Source organism: Methylobacterium sp. D48H, from assembly GCF_053345715.1.
The window spans coordinates 1-16,143 of record NZ_JBKFAP010000026.1; the positions used below are offsets into that span (position 1 = coordinate 1).

The following is a 16,143-nucleotide window of genomic DNA, read 5'->3' on the forward strand; positions in this document are numbered from 1 at the left end:
GCCGCGCCGGTGCCGGGCCGCAGCGGCGTGCCGGCCTCGGGGCGCCCGCGCCTCGGCGCCCCGGAAACGGCCGCCCGCGCGGAGGCCGCGCCGGACGCGCGCGCCGAGCCCGACGACGCCCCGATGAAGCCCTGGAAGGTCGTCCTGGGGATCTTCGTCCTGTTCCAGGCGGCCGCCCTGCTGCACCCGGCGCTCGGGCTGCTCGTCCTCGCGGTCGCCCTGCTCCTCGGCCTGCGACGCCTGCTGCGCCGCTGGCGCCGGCGCCGATGAGCCCGGCACGGAGCCCCCCGGCCGGGCACCTCCGGACCAGCCTCGCCGCGCTCTTCGCCCTGGCCCCGGTCCTCTCGCTCGGACCGGGGGCGTCCCGGGCCGACGAGGCGCCCGCCGCACCCGTCTTCAACAAGGCCGAGGCCGCGGAGATCGCGGCGCCGCTGCGGCAGGACCCGGCCTTGCTGCGCAGCTTCGGCACCTGCCCGGCCGACACCTTCGCGCGGGAGCGCCCGTTCTGGCGGTGGGCGTTCGCGCCCCGCCGGCCCACCGAGCGCCGCTGCGCGCGCGAGCCCGCTTCCTGCTACGCGCTCTGCACCCGGTGGTCGAACGCGCCGGCCTGCTTCGATCTCGCCCTCGCCCTGGAGCACCACTCCCTCGACGTCGCCGACATCCTCGACAAGGAGCGGCTCTACGCCCTCGCCTGCGCGGGCGGGTTCCCGGCGGGCTGCACCAACCGGGCGGCCGGGATCCGGAACGGCGGCTACGCGGAGGATCCCTTCCGCGACGCGACGCGCGCCGACACGGATGCCTGCCTCGCCCGGAGCTTCCGTCTCGATTGCGACCGGCGCGGCGCCTGGGGCTGCGCCATGCTCGGCCAGGCCTATCGCCTCGGCGAGGGCGTCGCCGCCGAGGCGTCCCGGGCCCGGGCGGCGTTCGACATGGCCTGCGCGATCAACCCGGACTTCGCGGCCTGCACCTTCGCCAAGCGGCAGCTGGCCGAGATGGGCGCGCCGTGAGCGCCGGCGACGCCGGACCGGATTCCGACGCCCTGCGGGCCCTCTACGGGCGGGTCGACCCAATGCCCGAGGGGCCGCCGGCCCCGGGCCACGCGCGCGCCTCCCTGTGCGTGGACGTGGGCGACGGGGACGACGTCGCCGCCGCCGAGCGCTGGATGCTGGCCCATGCCGGCCGGCTCACCCGCGTGCGCAGCACCGGCTGCGGCTGCTGCGTGATCGGCTGGGACATCGAGGGGCCGGCGGCGCTCATCGCCACCCTGCCGGCGGCGCTCGGGGCAACCTCCGACTGGGCCGGCCCGGCCGCGGCCCCGCGGCGCGCGGCGAGCGCGCGGGGCCGGCGCTTCTGGGCGCACGGGTGGGAGCGTTGGTGGGAGCGCTGGGTCCGCCGCCGCTGAGACACGACCGACACGCGGCCCCGACGGGGAGCCTAGCGCGGTTCCGCGACGGCCTCGGCGCGGTCCAGCACCGGCGGCGCCGGCCTCTGCTCCGGGATCAGCCGGTCCGGCGCCGCGCCGCGCTCGAGGGTGGCGACCGCCAGGGGCGCGCCGCGGCCGCGCAGGGCGTGCGTCCCCAGCGGGCGGGCGCGGACGCCGTCGGGCAGCCGGTCCAGCCGGTCGAGGAGATCCTGCGAGATCAGGATGTCGACGCCCAGCGGGCGGCACAGGGCCTCGATCCGCGCCGTCACGTTCACGGCGTCGCCGAAATACGCGATCTTGTGGCGGTCGACCCCGACTTCGGCCGTGACCACCGGACCGCCGTGCAGCGCCGCCCGCAGCCGCGGGACCGTCCCGAACCGGGCTTGCCAGGCCGCGGCGTCGGCCTCGATCCGGTCGAGCACCGCGAACACGCAGGTCACGCAGCGCGCGTCCTTGAGGCCGCGCTTCATCGGCCACGTGATCATCGCGAGGTCGCCGATGAAGTCGTCCGTGGAGCCGGCGTTGCGCCGCACCGGCTCGGCGAGCGTCGCGAACACGGTGCTGAGATACTCCTGGGCGCGCAGGTCGCCGTGGGTCTCCGCGAAGGCCGTGGAGCCGACCACGTCGAGGAACAGGAAGATCCGCTCCTCCTGCACCGGCTTGTGGTAGCGACCGATCATGAAGTTCACGAACACCTCGCCGCCGATCAGGTCGCGCATGCGCATGACGAAGACCAGCAGGGCCGACACGGCCAGCGAGTAGGCGAGGAACCGCGGCGTGATCCGCACCGCCGTGGACAGGCTGTCGGCGGTGAGGCCGAAGGTCCAGACGACCAGGCCGCCGAGCGCGCAGCCGAGCGTGATCAGCACCACGTAGAGCAACTCGGCGGCCAGCATGTAGACCAGCGCCGGCAGGCGGCGCAGCCGCGTCTGGACGCCCGACAGGGCCAGGCCGGGCACGAAGGCCAGCACCGTCCCGCCCACCGCCAGGGCGTAGACCAGGCCGGCGAGCATCGAGGCCCCGCCGACGAAGAGCAGGTTGTAGAGGAGGCCCGCCCCGCCGGAGGCGAGGAGGAGGGTCAGGGCCCAGAGCCAGCGGTACTGTGGGAGCATGGGCGATCGGCGGGGTCGAGCGTGGCGGTGGGCACGGTTGGACCTACGCGATGGCGGGGGGCGAAGGCGAGAGGGCGCAGGCGGAGGCATTCGATCCGGGGGGGGGACCTGCCACCCGGCGGATCCCGCGATCGGGGAAGGCTGGTGGGCCCGGCAGGACTCGAACCTGCAACCAGACCGTTATGAGCGGCCGGCTCTAACCATTGAGCTACGGGCCCAGGAGGCGCCGACGGATAGCCGATCCCCGGCCGGCCGTCACCCGGATTTCGCCGCGCCGCGGGGGCGCCGGGCCCGGGGTGCCGGGTCCGGCCGGGCCGGCAGGTCCCCAGGCACGTCCCCAGGCACGTCCACCGGTGCGGGCGCCGTGTCCTTGATCCGCCACAGGTAGCGGGCCAGGATCGAGCGGTACGGCGCGAAGGCGGCCGCCACCGCGACGGTGTCGGCCTGCCCGGTGAGGCGGCGCAGGCAGCCCACCGCCGCCACGTCGCCCGCGGGCCAGATGTCCGGGTCGTGGAAGTGGAAGATGCCGACCATGTCGGCCGTCCAGGGGCCGACGCCGCGGATGCCGCACAGGATCGCCGCCCGCTCGGGATGCGGCAGGGCGGCGAGGCCCGGCCCGAGGAGGCCCGCCGTCTCGGCCGCCACGATCGCCTGGAGCGCCCGCACCTTGTTGCCCGAGATGCCGCAGGCCCGCAGCAGCGCCGCGTCCCCGGCCTCGAACAGGCCCCTCGGGCTCGCGCCCGCCGCCGCGGCCGCGGCCTCGATCCGGGCCCAGATCGCCGCCGCCGCCCGGACGGAGAGCTGCTGGTTGACCACCTCGACGAACAGGCGGTCGGCGACGCACGGATGCGCCGACGGCTCGATCCGGATCGGACCGGCCCGCTCCAGGGCGGCCCGCAGCGGCGGATGGGCGCGCGCCGCGTCCAGGAGATGGGCGTAGATGGCGGGATCCAGCATCGCCGCAGCCTTACCGGCCTGTGGGGCTTCCCGGAAGCGGGCCCGAGTCGGGCTGGAAGCGGGCCCGAAGCGGCGGTGCGGCCGCGCGCCCCGCGCCGGCCGGCCTGGACGGGACGCGCCCGCGGCCCAGGTCTCGACACCATGGCGATCTTCTTCACCGCGGACACGCATTTCGGCGACCCGCACATCCTCCGCCACCGCGGTGCTCGGTTCGGCAGCGTCGAGGCCCACGACGAGGCCCTGGTCGCCGGCTGGAACGCCGTGGTCGGCCCGGAGGACGTCGTCTGGCACCTCGGGGACTTCGCCGCCCATGCCAGCCGGGCGCATTGCGCGGCGATCTTCGCGCGGCTGAACGGCGCCAAGCGCCTCGTCCGCGGCAACCACGATTCGAACCGTGTCCTCGACCTGCCCTGGGCCGAGCCGCCGGTGGAGAGCGCCCGCCTCTCCGTCGCGGACGCGCGCGGGCGGCCGCACCGCCTGTTCCTGTCGCACTACGCGCACCGGGCCTGGCCGGGCCTGTGGCGGGAGACGCGCCACCTCTACGGGCACAGCCACGGCTGGCTCGCCGACACCACGCGCTCCTGCGATGTCGGCGTGGATGCCTGGGACGACCGCCCGGTCACCCTCGAGGCGATCCTGGTGCGCCAGGACGCGGCCGCTTGCGTGCCGGAGGAACTCGCGGCCCACGGCCTGCGCTGATGGGCGGGGACCGGCGCGCTATATCGTGCGCCGGAGCATCGACAGCCCGGCAGGAGGCCGCATCGCCATGACCGACATCCCCGCCCCGCCGCCGGGCCCGGCCGACGCCGCGACCCGGGCCGCCACCGAAGCCGCCACCGAACTCGGCCTCGGGACCGACTGGGCCGCCCTCGGCGCGCCGGACTGGGACCGGGTCTGCCGCCGGGCCGGCGCGATCCTCGCCGGGCAGGGCCAGGCGCCGGCGCCCGGCTGGGACGGGGCCCTGGCGCGGGCCCTCGGCCGCCCCGATCCCGCGGCCGCGCGGGACGAGCTGGCCCGCGACGCGGCCAACACTGTGCTGGCCGAGAAGGGCGAGGTCTTCGCCCCGGAGGACGATGCCTGAGGCGGACGACGAGACGCCGCGGGACGTGCCGCCGGACGTGCCGCCGGACGTGCCGCCGGTCGTGCCGCCGGTCGTGCCGCCGGGCGCGCCATCGGGCGGACCGGTGGTTGCCGCGGCGGGGGGGCGGGCCGATGTAGGAGGCATGCCTTATCCCGAACACCGGCCTGAACCGCGGCCCGAGCACCGGCGTGCCGCCCCGAGACCGACCGAGCGCTACGCCCCCGGCGCGGCACCCGCCGCCCTGCGGGTGATCCCCATCGCGGGCGGCCCGACCCTCGACGCGCAGACGCGCGTGCGGCTCGGCCACCAGATGCGGGCGATGTACGATCCGGTGATCGACGAGGCGCTGGATCCCCGGCTGGCGGAGCTGCTGCAGCAGCTCGACGCGGATCGGGGCGGCTCGACCTGAGATCGGGGGCGGGGGTGTCCGGCCCGCGCATCCGCTGCGGCTGCCGGTGAAGAGGCTCCCATCGGTGGATCGGGGGGATGTCACACCGATGGGAGCCCGGCCGAGTCGACGGATCGACCCAACCCGCTCCATATCGCCCAGGCGGCGGCCCGGGCGCTTTCACCTAAGTCAATTTGCTTGCGAATACGGCCGTCGAAGTGTCGAATTGGCGTATTCGATCGGGAGAATCGTCGCGATCAGGCCGAGGTGCCGGTCACCGAGAGCATGACCCCGTCGCTGCCGATCTCGTCGCCGCCGTAGCCGAGCATGCGCGCGAGCTGCTCGCGGGCGCGCCAGACCCGGCTCTTCACGGTGCCGATCCGGCAGTTCATGACGACGGCGGCCTCCTCGTAGCTCAGGTTCTCGATCGCCACGAGGACCAGCGCCTCCCGCATCACCGGCGCGAGCCGATCCAGGGCCGCGCGCACGTCCTGCAGGTCGAGATGGCCCCCCTGCTCGGGGATGCTGGTCAGCCGCTCGGCGTAGCTGCCGTCGGTGTCGGCGACCTCGCGGCCCTGCTTGCGGTGCTGGCTGTAGAAGACATTGCGGAGGATCGTGAACAGCCACGCCTCCAGGTTGGTCCCGGGGGTGAATCCGCCGCGGCCGCGCCAGCCGCGCAGCAGGGTGTCCTGCACGAGATCGTCCGCCGCGGCCGGGTCGCGCGTCAACGAGACCGCGAACCGGTGCAGCGCCGGCACCACCTGCAGCAGGCCCGCGCGGAACGTCCTGTCGCGCTCGCCCTCGGCCTGCGCGAGGGCGGTCTCCAGGCGCGCGAGCAGGTCGGCGAAGGGGTTCGCATCCCTGCCCGGGTCCAGATCGATGCTGTCGTAGGCGCGACCGAGGAGCGTGCCGAGATGGGCGCGCACGGCCTCCGGCAGGCCGAAGCGGGTCTCGTCCCCGGCCTCCTCTGCGACGTCCGCGATGGGATCGAGGAGCGATGGGCCTTCGGTGTCGGGCATTCGGTCCGGTCGTCGGCGGGCGGGCCGGTCAAGCCCAGAGGACCGGTTGTGGCGCGCCCGGGCCGCCCATGCCGCAACATGGGTTAGCGCCTGTCCCGAACGGGGCTCAGCCGCGGGCGCCGAACCGCCGCGCCGCCGCGAGACCGGCGAGGACGGCCGCGCAGGCCCCCGCGGCGGCGAGCCCCGTGCCGAGGGCCGTACTCAGGGTTCCGGCATCGGGGACGCCCTTGCGGGCGCGCCAGCCGCCGTCGGCCCGCGTGCCCTCCGGCGTCGGCGCGCGCAGGGCCCCGTGCGTGCGCGGCCCGGGCTCGGCCCGGTCGAGGGCCCACCGGAACCCGGCACCCATCAGGTGCTCGGTCGGGTACGGAGCCAGCGCGTAGCCGACCTGCGCGAGGCGGGCCGGCCAGCCGACCGCGACCTCGTCGCGCGGGTGGCGCGCGAGGCGGAGATAGGTCTCCGCCACGGCCTCGGGGGCGTAGTACAGGTGCCCGGGATTGAGCCGCCGGCCGCTGACATTGGCGCCGTGCTCCAGGCCCGGCGTGTCGACGATGGCGGGAAATACGGCGCAGACGCGGATGTGGCGGTGCCGGGCGAGTTCCTGGCGCAGGCTCGCCGAGAAGCCGCGCAGGCCGAACTTGCTGGCCGTGTAGGCCGCGGCGAAGGGCGTCGGCGCCCAGCCGCCCATCGAGACCGTGTTGATCAGCGTCCCCCGGCCGCGGTCGAGGAAGTGCGGCAGCACCGCGTAGGCCCCGTGCACGGCGCCCAGCAGGTTCACCGCGATCGTCTGCCGGTGCAGGTCCAGGGGAGCGTCCAGCAGGGGGCCGAACACCCCCACCCCGGCATTGTTGATCCAGACGTCGATGCGGCCGAAGGCCCGGAGTGCCGCCCGGGACAGGGCGTCCACCGCCTCGGGCTCTGTGACGTCGGTGGGGACCGCGACGGCCTCGGCGCCCGACGCGCGCAGGTCGCGGGCAATTCCGTCGAGCACGTCGGCCCGCCGCGCCGCCAGCACCACCCGGGCGCCCCGCGCCGCGAAGGCCTCGGCCGCCGCCCGGCCGATGCCGCTCGAGGCCCCGGTGATGACCACCGTCCCGCCGTCCAGGCGTGGCATGCCGTTTCTCCGCGTCGTGTGTCGTCGAGTTGCAACTGCACGGCGAACCCTTCCCCGCGCCGCGGCGTTCCCCCTCGCAGCTGCGGCCATTCGGACGCGCCGTCCCGGGCGCGCCGACCCGGACGCCGCGACGCGCGGCCCCGAAGGCCCGCCCCCGTCTGCCCGAACCCTGCCGAGGTCGCCGATGCCTGCCCCCGATCCAGCCCCCGCCAGGGCCGCCGCGCCCGAGGGAGGCGCCTCGACGGTCTGGACGCTCGCCCTCGCCACCGCGCTGATCGGCCTCGTCGCCCTCCCCCGCCGGTCGGCGCGCGGCGCGGTCGGTGCCTCGGCCGACCGTGCGCCCGGCCGGTCCGCCGACCGGGACGGGGCGCGCCGGACGTCGCCCGCGCATGCGGGACGGGAGGCCCACGCCGTGGCCCGGGCCGAGGCCGATCGCGGGCGGCTGGCCTCGACGCCGACCGAGATCCCCGCCAAGGGCTGGAAGGACATCGCGCTGCGCGCCTATCACGACATCGGCGAGAACCGCCTGTCGCTGATCGCGGCCGGCGTCACCTTCTTCACGCTCCTGGCGATCTTCCCGGCGGTGGCGGCCCTGGTCTCCTGCTACGGCCTCGTGGCCGACGCCTCGACCATCAACGACCAGCTCGCCAGCCTCCAGGGCATCCTGCCCCAGGGCGCCCTGGAGATCGTGGGCGACCAGGTGAAGCGGCTGAACGAGCAGGGCAACACCACCCTCGGGTTCAGCCTGCTCATCAGCATCGCCCTGTCCGTGTGGAGCGCCAATGGCGGCGTGAAGCACGTCTTCGACGCCCTCAACCTCGTCTACAACGAGCGCGAGAAGCGCAACTTCCTCGTCCTCAATCTCGTCTCCCTCGCCTTCACGGCGGGGGCGCTCCTGTTCCTCCTCCTGGCGCTGGCCGCGGTGGTGGTGGTGCCGGTGGTGCTGGAATTCGTCGGGCTCGGCGCGGACGCGTGGTGGCTGGCGCTGCTGCGGTGGCCGGTCCTGCTCCTGGCGGTGCTGCTCGGCCTCGCCCTGCTCTACCGCTACGGGCCGAGCCGGGACGCGCCGCGCTGGCGCTGGGTCACGCCCGGGGGCGCCCTCGCGGCCGTGCTGTGGATCGTCGCGTCGCTGCTGTTCTCCTGGTACGTCGGCCATTTCGGCAGCTACAACAAGACCTACGGCTCGCTCGGCGCGGCGATCGGCTTCATGACCTGGATCTGGCTCTCGACCATGATCTTGCTGGCCGGCGCCCAGGTGAACGCCGAGATGGAGCATCAGACCGCCGAGGACACGACCGTCGGCGAACCGCAGCCCCTGGGCACGCGCCGGGCGCGCATGGCCGATACGGTGGGCGCCGCCGCGGAGTAGCGCGGCGCCCGGCCCTCACCGGGGGCACGGCCTCCTGAGCGAGGGGGGCTCGCGGAGCGCGTCGCCGGCGGGAACGCCGACTTAACACAGGTTGGCGCGCGTTTTTCTGCTGCAGGCACAAGCCGATCAAGAAGATCCGGACTTCGATGTTCGGGCGACGGTTTGGCCCCCTGCCGATAGAAATATCCGTGCCTCATTATTTGACCGATACCCTTGGCGGCGCCGTCGTTCGGGACGCTTCGGATGGGCGCGACGTCGCCCGATCCCCCGTCGCCCCCCGCTTCGGCGACCTCCCCGGTGCCTGCTCCGGCGCCTGTCCCGGCGACTGCCCGGCCGCCGGCACGCCGGCGCCGCGGTGATCTGACCGGAGGCGGACGTGGACAACCCGTTCGTACGGAAGATGGAGCGGCATGTCCGGCTCGCGCCCGAGGACCGCGCGATCCTCGACGGGTTGGGGCGCCTGCATGTCCGCCACGTCGCGGCCCGGCAGGATATCGAGGGGCAGCAGAGCGACCCGTACCACACGCACCTGATCCTCGACGGCTGGGCCTGCCGGTACAAGCAGTTCCCGGACGGGCGGCGGGCGATCGTCGCGCTGCTCCTGCCGGGCGACCTCTGCGACCCGTTCGTGTTCCGCCGGGCACGCATGGACCACGCCATCGGCGCGCTGACGCCCGTCACCGTCGCGCGGATCGCCCCGGAGCAGATCGGCGACGCGGTCCGCGGCCGGCCCGCCGTCGAGGAGTGTCTGTGGCGGGAGCTGCTCGCCGCCATGGCGATCCACCGCGAGTGGATCGCCAGCGTCGGCCGGCGCTCGGCGATCGAGCGGCTGGCGCACCTGTTCTGCGAGCTGCACCTGCGGTTGACGCGCGTCGGCCTCGCGGACGGGACGACGCTGCCGATGCCGGTGACCCAGCCCGACCTCGCCGACGCCCTCGGCCAGACGAGCGTGCACATCAACCGCACCCTGAAGGAACTGCGCACCGGCGGCCTCGTCGCCCTGCGCAGTCGCCGCCTGACGATCCGCGACCTCGACGGGCTGCGGGAGCGCGGGCTGTTCGATCCGGCCTACCTGCAGCTCTCCTGAGCGGCGCGGGCGATACGCCGCGGCACCGGAGGCCGCGTGCGCCTTGCCGCGGGGCGGCCGCGGCCGATCTGAGGTGGACCCGTCACCCGCCACCGGCGCCCGCGCGACACACGATGCACATCCACCTCGACGCGCTCGGCGGCGTCGCCGGCGACATGTTCGCCGCCGCCCTGCTGGACGCCTTCCCCGAGCATCGGGCCGGCGTGTCCGCCAGCGTCCGGGCGGTCGACGCGCGCATCGCCTGCGCGGTCAGCGCGCACAACGATGGGATCCTCAGCGGCGCGCGCTTCACCGTGTCGGCGCCCGGGGCGGAGCCCGGGCCCGCGCCGCACCGGCACGCGCATACCGGGCAGCACGACCATCCGCATGCTCACGATCACAGCCACGATCACGGCCACGATCATGCCCACGACCACGGCCACCGTCCCTGGTCGGAGATCCGCGCCGCGCTGGAGGCGGCGGATCTCGCGCCGGCTGTGCGGGCGCACGCGCTCGGCATCTTCGGGCATCTGGCCGCGGCGGAAGCCCGCGTCCACGGCATCGCGGTCGACGCGGTGGCGTTCCACGAGGTCGGCGCCGCCGACTCGATCGCCGACATCGTCGCCGCCGCCCACCTGATCGCCGCCCTGGAGGCGCGCAGCTGGAGCGTCTCGGCCCTGCCACTGGGCTCCGGCCGGGTGCGGACCCAGCACGGTCCCCTCCCCGTCCCGGCCCCCGCCACGACGCTGCTGCTGGCGGGCTTCGCGACCCTCGACGACGGGATCCCCGGCGAGCGCGTCACCCCCACCGGCGCGGCGATCCTGCGCCACCTCTGCGGCGACGATCCCGGGCGCGGTCGCCCCCGGGGGATCCTCGGGCGCACCGGCATCGGCTTCGGCACGAACGTCCTGCCGGGCCTGAGCAACTGCCTGCGCGCCCTTGTGCTGGAGGACGGCGCCGCGTCCCGCCCGGGCCGGCGGGATCTCGCGGTGATCGCCTTCGAGGTCGACGACCAGTCCGGCGAGGATCTCGCCACGGGCCTCGACCGGCTGCGCGCCGAGCCCGGCATCGTGGACGTCGTGCAGATGCCGGTCATCGGCAAGAAGGGCCGGATGATGGCCCGGATCCAGGTCCTGGTCCGTCCGGAGAGCCTGGAGGCGGCGGTCGCGGCCTCCTTCCGGGAGACCACGACCATCGGCCTGCGTTACCACCCCGTGGAGGGCGCGGTGCTCGCGCGCGCCGCCCGCACGGTCGAGCACGACGGCCGGTCGGTTCGCGTGAAGATCGTGGCGCGGCCGGGCGGTCGCACCGCCAAGGCCGAGGCCGACGACGCCCGTGACCGAGCGGGCCACGCGGCCCGGGCCGCCCTACGCCGCGAGGCCGAGCGCCTCGCCCTGGAACAGGAGCAGGAGGAGCGGTGACGCGCCAGCATCTGGAATCCGTCCTCGCCGGGCTCGGCCCCGTCGCGGTGGCGGTGAGCGGCGGGGTCGACAGCCTGACGCTCGCCACCCTCGCCCACCGGCTGGCGCCGGGGGCGGCTCTCATGGTCCACGCGGTCTCGCCGGCGGTGCCGGAGGAAGCGACCGCGCGCGTGCGCGCCGAGGGCGCCCGCGAGGGCTGGTCCTTACGGGTGATCGAGGCCGGCGAGTTCGCCGACCCGGCCTATCGGGCGAACCCGGTCAACCGCTGCTTCTTCTGCAAGACCAACCTCTACGGCGCGGTCCGGCGCGTCACCGACCGCCAGATCCTGTCGGGCGCGAACCGCGACGACCTCGGCGAGTACCGCCCCGGCCTCGACGCCGCCCGGGAGCACGGCGTGCGCCACCCCTACGTGGAGGCCGGGTTCGACAAGGCGTCGGTCCGGGCGCTCGCCCGCGACCTCGGCCTCGGGGCCGTGGCGGAATTGCCGGCCGCGCCCTGCCTGTCGAGCCGGGTCGAGACAGGCATCGCCATCGAGCCGGAGACCCTGACCTTCATTCACGCGGTCGAGCGGCTGGTCGGCGGAGCGCTGGCGACCGACGGCGCCGGACGGGCCGTCCGCTGTCGGGTCCGCGCCGAGGGCGTGGTGGTGGAACTCGATCCGGCGAGCCTCGCCGCCCTCGACGCCGAGGATCGCGAGACGCTCGGGGCGGGCATCCGGGACATGGCGCCGGCCCGTCTCGCCGGCCCGGTCCGCTTCGCCCCCTACCGGGTCGGCAGCGCCTTCCTGGTCGAGCCACGGGAGGCCCGGGCGTGAGCATCGCCGAAGAGTTCACCCTCGATTTCGCCCGGCCCGAGCGGATCGGGCTGGAGGAGGCGATCTTCTGCGCCGGCAAGAGCCCGGAGCAGATCGATGCGATCCTGGAGGCCGCCCGGGCGCGCGGCGCCTCGCTGCTCCTCACCCGCCTCGACCCGGAGAAGCGCGACCGGCTCCGGGACGCCGCGCGGCTCGATTACTGCCCGGTCTCGCGCACGGCGGTGTTCGGCGAGACCCCCCGGATCACCGGTCCGGCCCGGGTCGCGGTGGTGGCGGCCGGCACCTCGGACGTGCCCGTCGCCCGCGAGGCCCTGCGGGTGCTGGCCTATGCCGGGCGGGCGGCCTCGCTCTTCGCCGATGTCGGCGTCGCCGGCCTGTGGCGGCTGACGTCGCGGATCGAGGAGATCCGCGCGCACCCGGTGGTGATCGTCGCCGCCGGCATGGACGCGGCTTTGCCCAGCGTCGTCGGGGGCCTCGTGGCCGGCGCGGTGATCGCGGTCCCGACCTCCGTGGGCTACGGTGTCGCCGCGGGCGGGCGCGCGGCCCTCGATGCCGTGCTGGCGAGCTGCGCGCCGGGCATCACGGTGGTCAACATCGACAACGGCTACGGCGCCGCCTGCGCCGCCCTGCGCCTGCTCCACGCGGCGGGACGCCTCGCCACGGGGACCGAACGATGACGCGGCCCGACGCATTACCTCCCCTCACCGGGACATCCTCGAACGGAGACAGCCGATGGAACGCCGCAGCTTCCTCCAGGGCGCCGTGCTCGGCGCGGGCCTCGCGGGCGCCGGCAGCGCGGGTGCGGCCGTGAACGCCCCCGTCCTCCCGGGCAACCGCCCGCAGGACCCCGCGGACCTGCCCTTCGTCACCGATCCCGGCGAGCGCCGGGGCGAGATGCTCTACCGGTCGTTCGGGAAGAGCTCCGAAAAGATCTCTGCGATCGGCATGGGCGGGTTCCATCTCGGCAAGAGCGCCGTGACGGACGACGAGGCGACGCGGCTGATCCATGCCGGGATCGACCGCGGCATCACCTTCATGGACAATTGCTGGGACTACAACGAGGGGCGCTCCGAGCTGCGCATGGGCGCGGCCCTGGCCCAGGGCGGCTACCGCGACAAGGTCTTCCTGATGTCCAAGATGGACGGGCGGACCAAGGAGGAGGCGCTCAAGCAGATCGACCAGTCGCTCCTGCGCCTGCGCACGGACCGGATCGACCTCGTCCAGCACCACGAGATCCTGCGCTACGACGACCCGGACCGGGTCTTCGCCGAGGGCGGCGCCATGGAGGGCTTCCTGGAGGCGAAGAAGCAGGGCAAGCTGCGCTACATCGGCTTCACCGGCCACAAGGACCCGCGCATCCACCTGCAGATGCTGGAGGTCGCCGCCGAGCGCGGCTTCCACTTCGATGCCGTGCAGATGCCGGTCAACGTGATGGACGCGCATTTCCGCTCGTTCAGCCACCTCGTCCTGCCCTATCTCGTGCAGAACGGCATCGCGCCGCTCGCCATGAAGACCTTCGGCGACGGGGTGATCCTGAAGGCGGACGCGCCGATCAAGCCGCTCGAGTACCTGCACTTCTCGCTGAACCTGCCGGTCTCGGTGGTGATCACCGGCATCCAGAACCAGCGCGACCTCGACCAGGCCTTCGAGGCGGTGAAGACCTTCAAGCCGATGGACAAGGCCACGGTGGCCGAGCTGCTGTCGCGCTCGAAGCCCTACGCGCTGGAGGGCAAGTACGAGCTGTTCAAGACGAGCGCGACCTTCGACGGCACCGCCAAGAACGCGGCGTGGCTCGGCGAGGACGTGGCGAGCGTGAAGAAGCTCGCGCCGACGATGGAGTAGGCGGCGGGCAAGCGCGTCCGATATTCCCCTCCCCCTTGCGGGGAGAAGTTAGGGGTGGGGGTGGTTCAGAAGGAATCGCCGAGCCCTTTCCGGCCCCACCCCCACGCGGGATCTGCGATCCCCAAACTCCTCCCCGCAAGGGGGAGGAGAGTCAGCCCCTCACGCCACGTCCTCCAGCCGGATCGGCAGGCTGCGGATCCGGCGGCCGGTGGCGTGGTGGATCGCGTTGGCGATGGCCGCGTTCACCCCGATGATCCCGAGCTCGCCCAGGCCCTTCAGGCCCAGCGCATCGACCTGATCGTCGGGATCGGGCACCAGCAGCGCCTCCACCTCCGGCGCGTCGGCCGCCGTGGGGACGAGGTACTCGGCGAGATCCGGGTTGCGGTAGGCGGCGCCGTCCACCACCGTCTCTTCGAGCAGCGCCGAGCCGAGGCCCCAGATCATCCCGCCCGTGAGCTGGCTCCGCGCGGTCAGCGGGTTGAGGATGCGCCCCGCCGCGAAGGCGCCGGTGAGCCGGGCGACGCGGATCTCCCCGGTCTCGGCGTGGACGTGGACCTCGGCGAACTGCGCGCCGAAGCCCCAGGAGACGGCCTTCCCGCTCCCACCGAGGACGAGCCCGATATGGCCCTGCCGCAGGCCCGCGAGCGCCTTCTCCCGGTCGCGGCCCGCCGGCACGAACTCCGCGACCGTCTCGACGCCTTCCGGGCCGACGGCCTCGCCGAGCGCGATCCCGGCCCCGTCCGGCGCCGCGAGCCGGCCGCCCGCGAGGCGCAGGCTGCCCGGATCGCGGCCGGCGAGGCGCCCGCCCTGCCCGGTCGCGGCCTGCGCCAGGCTCTCGCGGATCTGGCGGCAGCCGAGCGCCAGGGCGCTCATCAGGCTGGTGGTCGTGCTCGACCCGCCCGAGATCCCCGCCGCCGGCAGGTCGGTGTCGCCGAGCCGGACGGTGACCCGCTCCACCGGCACGCCGAGCCCGTCCGCCGCGCCCATCGCCAGCAGCGTGGTGATGCCGTTGCCGATCTCGTGGTGCGCGCAGGCGACCTCCGCGGCGCCGTCCGGGCCGAGCCGGACCCGCAGGGTCGCGGCCGCGATCTTGGTGGGCCGCACCGAAGTCGCGCAGCCGAGACCCACCCGCCAGGGCCCGTCGCGCATCGCGCCCGGGCGCGGCACCCGGCGCGACCAGCCGAAGGCCTTCGCGCCGGCGTCGAAGCAGGCCATCAGCGGCCGGGTCGAGAACGGTTTTCCGGAGACCGGATCGACCGCCGTGTCGTTGAGGCGGCGCAGCGCGATCGGGTCCATGCCGAGCGCGACCGCCATCTCGTCGACGGCGCTCTCCAGGGCGAACAGGAACGGCACCTCCGGGGGCGCCCGCATCGGCCCCGGCGTGTTGCGATCGACCCGCACGGCCCGCTCCTCGGTGCGGATGTTCGGGCAGGCGTAGAGGCTCGCCGTCACCTCCGCGCCCTCCATGACGAAGGGATCGAAGCGCGACGTCACGGTCTCGGCCTCGTGGACCAGGGCGGTGAACCGGCCCGTCCGGTCGGCGCCGAGTCGGATGCGGTGGCGCGATTCCGGCCGATAATTGGCGATGGTGAAGCACTGTCGCCGGCTGGGCACCAGCGAGACCGGCCGGCCGAGGTGCAGCGCCGCGAGCGCGACCAGCGCGGTGTGCTGCGACAGGGCGAATTTCGAGCCGAAATGGCCGCCGATCAGCCCCGCCACCACCCGTACCTGCGCGGGATCGAGCCCGAGCTGCGCCGCGAGCCCGTGCTGCACGGCGCCGACGTAGCGGGTCGGCTCGTGGACGGTGAGCCTTTCGCCGTCCCAGGCGGCCCGGGTGGTGAACAGCTCGATCGGGTTGTGGTGCTGGACCGGCGTCGCGTAGCGCGCTTCGACCCGGACGGTGGCCTCCCGCAGACCCGCCTCGGCGTCGCCCCGGGCGATGTCCGCGTGGTGGGGCTTCAGGTCGGCGAGGCGCACGGTCTCGGCCCCGGGGGCGTCGAAGCCGCCGGCGGCGGGCTCCTCCGCGTAGGCGACCTTCACCGCACCGGCCGCCGCCTCGGCGGCGCCCAGGGTCTCGGCGACCACGAGGGCCACGATCTGGCCGGCATAGGCGACGGTGTCGGAATCGAGCGGACGGTGCGAGCTGTTGGCGTACCCGCCGGCCATCAGGTGCTTCACCGGCGCCACCGCGCCCGCGAAGTCCCGGTGGGTGAAGATCCGGAGGAGTCCCGGCACCCGCTCGGCCGCCGCGAGGTCGAACCCGGTGATGCGGCCCCGGGCGATGGTGCTGGTCACCAGGGCCGCGTGGGCCGTGTCCCGGTCCGAGCCGGTGAGGTCGGAGCTGTAGAGCGCCCGGCCGGTGACCTTGTCGGGTCCCTCGATCCGGGTGTGGGGGCGGCCGAGACGGCCGTCGGTGTCCTGCGCGCCGGCGTCCATGCCGCCCTCCCCGTTCGCGGCCCCTCGGGCCGCATCGCAAGGGGGAAGCGCCGTGAGGGCTTCACGGCTCCCCGGACGGTGGAGCGACAGGATGCAGCAACCG

16 protein-coding genes, 1 tRNA gene and 1 pseudogene are annotated in these 16,143 nt (G+C 74.7%); 12 read left to right on the forward strand and 6 right to left on the reverse strand.

Annotated elements, in window-relative coordinates; all coding sequences use genetic code 11:
• The 3 genes and pseudogenes from ACLBX8_RS26425 to ACLBX8_RS26435 all read left to right on the forward strand — a co-directional run.
• A pseudogene (locus tag ACLBX8_RS26425) lies at positions 1 to 270 on the forward strand (RNA-directed DNA polymerase); the annotation flags it as partial.
• Positions 267 to 1,007, forward strand: coding sequence for a hypothetical protein (locus ACLBX8_RS26430; RefSeq protein ID WP_447716031.1), 741 nt, complete (start codon positions 267 to 269; stop codon positions 1,005 to 1,007). The pseudogene ACLBX8_RS26425 and the gene ACLBX8_RS26430, both read left to right, overlap by 4 nt.
• The gene (locus ACLBX8_RS26435) at positions 1,004 to 1,402 is read left to right on the forward strand and encodes a hypothetical protein (protein WP_447716032.1); all 399 of its coding nucleotides are present in this window, start codon (positions 1,004 to 1,006) and stop codon (positions 1,400 to 1,402) included. The genes ACLBX8_RS26430 and ACLBX8_RS26435 overlap by 4 nt, the downstream gene beginning before the upstream one ends.
• 32 nt (positions 1,403 to 1,434) lie before the next feature.
• Here the strand turns inward: ACLBX8_RS26435 and ACLBX8_RS26440 are convergent, their stop codons facing one another.
• From ACLBX8_RS26440 to ACLBX8_RS26450, 3 genes are all read right to left on the reverse strand, one after another.
• Positions 1,435 to 2,535, reverse strand: coding sequence for an adenylate/guanylate cyclase domain-containing protein (locus ACLBX8_RS26440; RefSeq protein WP_447716033.1), 1,101 nt, complete (start codon positions 2,533 to 2,535; stop codon positions 1,435 to 1,437).
• A 142-nt stretch (positions 2,536 to 2,677) separates the two neighbouring features.
• Positions 2,678 to 2,753 (reverse strand) — tRNA-Ile (locus ACLBX8_RS26445).
• A 37-nt stretch (positions 2,754 to 2,790) separates the two neighbouring features.
• On the reverse strand, positions 2,791 to 3,492 hold the full coding sequence (locus tag ACLBX8_RS26450) for a DNA-3-methyladenine glycosylase family protein (protein ID WP_447716034.1): 702 nt from the start codon (positions 3,490 to 3,492) through the stop codon (positions 2,791 to 2,793).
• A gap of 141 nt (positions 3,493 to 3,633) precedes the next feature.
• Between ACLBX8_RS26450 and ACLBX8_RS26455 the strand changes: the two genes are divergently transcribed.
• The 3 genes from ACLBX8_RS26455 to ACLBX8_RS26465 all read left to right on the forward strand — a co-directional run bounded on the left by ACLBX8_RS26455 (position 3,634) and on the right by ACLBX8_RS26465 (position 4,982).
• On the forward strand, positions 3,634 to 4,191 hold the full coding sequence (locus tag ACLBX8_RS26455; RefSeq protein WP_020094808.1) for a metallophosphoesterase: 558 nt from the start codon (positions 3,634 to 3,636) through the stop codon (positions 4,189 to 4,191).
• A gap of 67 nt (positions 4,192 to 4,258) precedes the next feature.
• The gene (locus ACLBX8_RS26460; RefSeq protein WP_447716035.1) at positions 4,259 to 4,573 is read left to right on the forward strand and encodes a hypothetical protein; all 315 of its coding nucleotides are present in this window, start codon (positions 4,259 to 4,261) and stop codon (positions 4,571 to 4,573) included.
• Positions 4,566 to 4,982, forward strand: a complete 417-nt coding sequence (locus tag ACLBX8_RS26465) for a hypothetical protein (RefSeq protein WP_447716036.1) — start codon at positions 4,566 to 4,568, stop codon at positions 4,980 to 4,982. Before ACLBX8_RS26460 ends, ACLBX8_RS26465 begins: the two co-directional genes overlap by 8 nt.
• A 236-nt stretch (positions 4,983 to 5,218) precedes the next feature.
• Here ACLBX8_RS26465 and ACLBX8_RS26470 read toward each other — a convergent pair whose 3' ends face one another.
• Both ACLBX8_RS26470 and ACLBX8_RS26475 read right to left on the reverse strand, forming a co-directional pair.
• Positions 5,219 to 5,980, reverse strand: a complete 762-nt coding sequence (locus tag ACLBX8_RS26470) for a sigma-70 family RNA polymerase sigma factor (RefSeq protein ID WP_447716037.1) — start codon at positions 5,978 to 5,980, stop codon at positions 5,219 to 5,221.
• 106 nt (positions 5,981 to 6,086) lie between these two features.
• On the reverse strand, positions 6,087 to 7,091 hold the full coding sequence (locus tag ACLBX8_RS26475; protein WP_447716038.1) for an SDR family oxidoreductase: 1,005 nt from the start codon (positions 7,089 to 7,091) through the stop codon (positions 6,087 to 6,089).
• Positions 7,092 to 7,275: 184 nt separating this feature from the next.
• Between ACLBX8_RS26475 and ACLBX8_RS26480 the strand changes: the two genes are divergently transcribed.
• The 6 genes from ACLBX8_RS26480 to ACLBX8_RS26505 all read left to right on the forward strand — a co-directional run bounded on the left by ACLBX8_RS26480 (position 7,276) and on the right by ACLBX8_RS26505 (position 13,604).
• Positions 7,276 to 8,460 carry a YihY/virulence factor BrkB family protein gene (locus ACLBX8_RS26480; RefSeq protein WP_447716039.1) on the forward strand — a complete coding sequence of 395 codons (1,185 nt, stop codon included), beginning with the start codon at positions 7,276 to 7,278 and terminating at the stop codon, positions 8,458 to 8,460.
• A 376-nt stretch (positions 8,461 to 8,836) separates the two neighbouring features.
• Positions 8,837 to 9,547, forward strand: coding sequence for a Crp/Fnr family transcriptional regulator (locus ACLBX8_RS26485; protein WP_447716040.1), 711 nt, complete (start codon positions 8,837 to 8,839; stop codon positions 9,545 to 9,547).
• A 113-nt stretch (positions 9,548 to 9,660) separates the two neighbouring features.
• Positions 9,661 to 10,947, forward strand: coding sequence for a LarC family nickel insertion protein (locus tag ACLBX8_RS26490; RefSeq protein ID WP_447716041.1), 1,287 nt, complete (start codon positions 9,661 to 9,663; stop codon positions 10,945 to 10,947).
• Positions 10,944 to 11,762 carry an adenine nucleotide alpha hydrolase gene (locus tag ACLBX8_RS26495; protein ID WP_100253472.1) on the forward strand — a complete coding sequence of 273 codons (819 nt, stop codon included), beginning with the start codon at positions 10,944 to 10,946 and terminating at the stop codon, positions 11,760 to 11,762. The genes ACLBX8_RS26490 and ACLBX8_RS26495 overlap by 4 nt, the downstream gene beginning before the upstream one ends.
• The gene (gene larB / locus ACLBX8_RS26500) at positions 11,759 to 12,439 is read left to right on the forward strand and encodes a nickel pincer cofactor biosynthesis protein LarB (RefSeq protein WP_103985981.1); all 681 of its coding nucleotides are present in this window, start codon (positions 11,759 to 11,761) and stop codon (positions 12,437 to 12,439) included. Before ACLBX8_RS26495 ends, larB begins: the two co-directional genes overlap by 4 nt.
• Positions 12,440 to 12,494: 55 nt before the next feature.
• Positions 12,495 to 13,604, forward strand: a complete 1,110-nt coding sequence (locus tag ACLBX8_RS26505; RefSeq protein WP_020094797.1) for an aldo/keto reductase — start codon at positions 12,495 to 12,497, stop codon at positions 13,602 to 13,604.
• 159 nt (positions 13,605 to 13,763) lie between these two features.
• Here the strand turns inward: ACLBX8_RS26505 and ACLBX8_RS26510 are convergent, their stop codons facing one another.
• Positions 13,764 to 16,040, reverse strand: a complete 2,277-nt coding sequence (locus tag ACLBX8_RS26510) for a xanthine dehydrogenase family protein molybdopterin-binding subunit (protein ID WP_447716042.1) — start codon at positions 16,038 to 16,040, stop codon at positions 13,764 to 13,766.
• Between the last annotated feature and the right edge of the window lie 103 nt (positions 16,041 to 16,143).

Bases quoted from the DNA above. Each gene is read 5' to 3' on its own strand.
- ACLBX8_RS26480 (WP_447716039.1), top strand. From the start codon at position 7,276: ATGCCTGCCCCCGATCCAGCCCCCGCCAGGGCCGCCGCGCCCGAGGGA.
- ACLBX8_RS26450 (WP_447716034.1), bottom strand. From the start codon at position 3,492: ATGCTGGATCCCGCCATCTACGCCCATCTCCTGGACGCGGCGCGCGCC.
- ACLBX8_RS26470 (WP_447716037.1), bottom strand. From the start codon at position 5,980: ATGCCCGACACCGAAGGCCCATCGCTCCTCGATCCCATCGCGGACGTC.
- ACLBX8_RS26510 (WP_447716042.1), bottom strand. From the start codon at position 16,040: ATGGACGCCGGCGCGCAGGACACCGACGGCCGTCTCGGCCGCCCCCAC.
- ACLBX8_RS26505 (WP_020094797.1), top strand. From the start codon at position 12,495: ATGGAACGCCGCAGCTTCCTCCAGGGCGCCGTGCTCGGCGCGGGCCTC.
- ACLBX8_RS26430 (WP_447716031.1), top strand. From the start codon at position 267: ATGAGCCCGGCACGGAGCCCCCCGGCCGGGCACCTCCGGACCAGCCTC.
- ACLBX8_RS26460 (WP_447716035.1), top strand. From the start codon at position 4,259: ATGACCGACATCCCCGCCCCGCCGCCGGGCCCGGCCGACGCCGCGACC.
- ACLBX8_RS26465 (WP_447716036.1), top strand. From the start codon at position 4,566: ATGCCTGAGGCGGACGACGAGACGCCGCGGGACGTGCCGCCGGACGTG.
- ACLBX8_RS26455 (WP_020094808.1), top strand. From the start codon at position 3,634: ATGGCGATCTTCTTCACCGCGGACACGCATTTCGGCGACCCGCACATC.
- ACLBX8_RS26440 (WP_447716033.1), bottom strand. From the start codon at position 2,535: ATGCTCCCACAGTACCGCTGGCTCTGGGCCCTGACCCTCCTCCTCGCC.
- ACLBX8_RS26475 (WP_447716038.1), bottom strand. From the start codon at position 7,091: ATGCCACGCCTGGACGGCGGGACGGTGGTCATCACCGGGGCCTCGAGC.
- ACLBX8_RS26490 (WP_447716041.1), top strand. From the start codon at position 9,661: ATGCACATCCACCTCGACGCGCTCGGCGGCGTCGCCGGCGACATGTTC.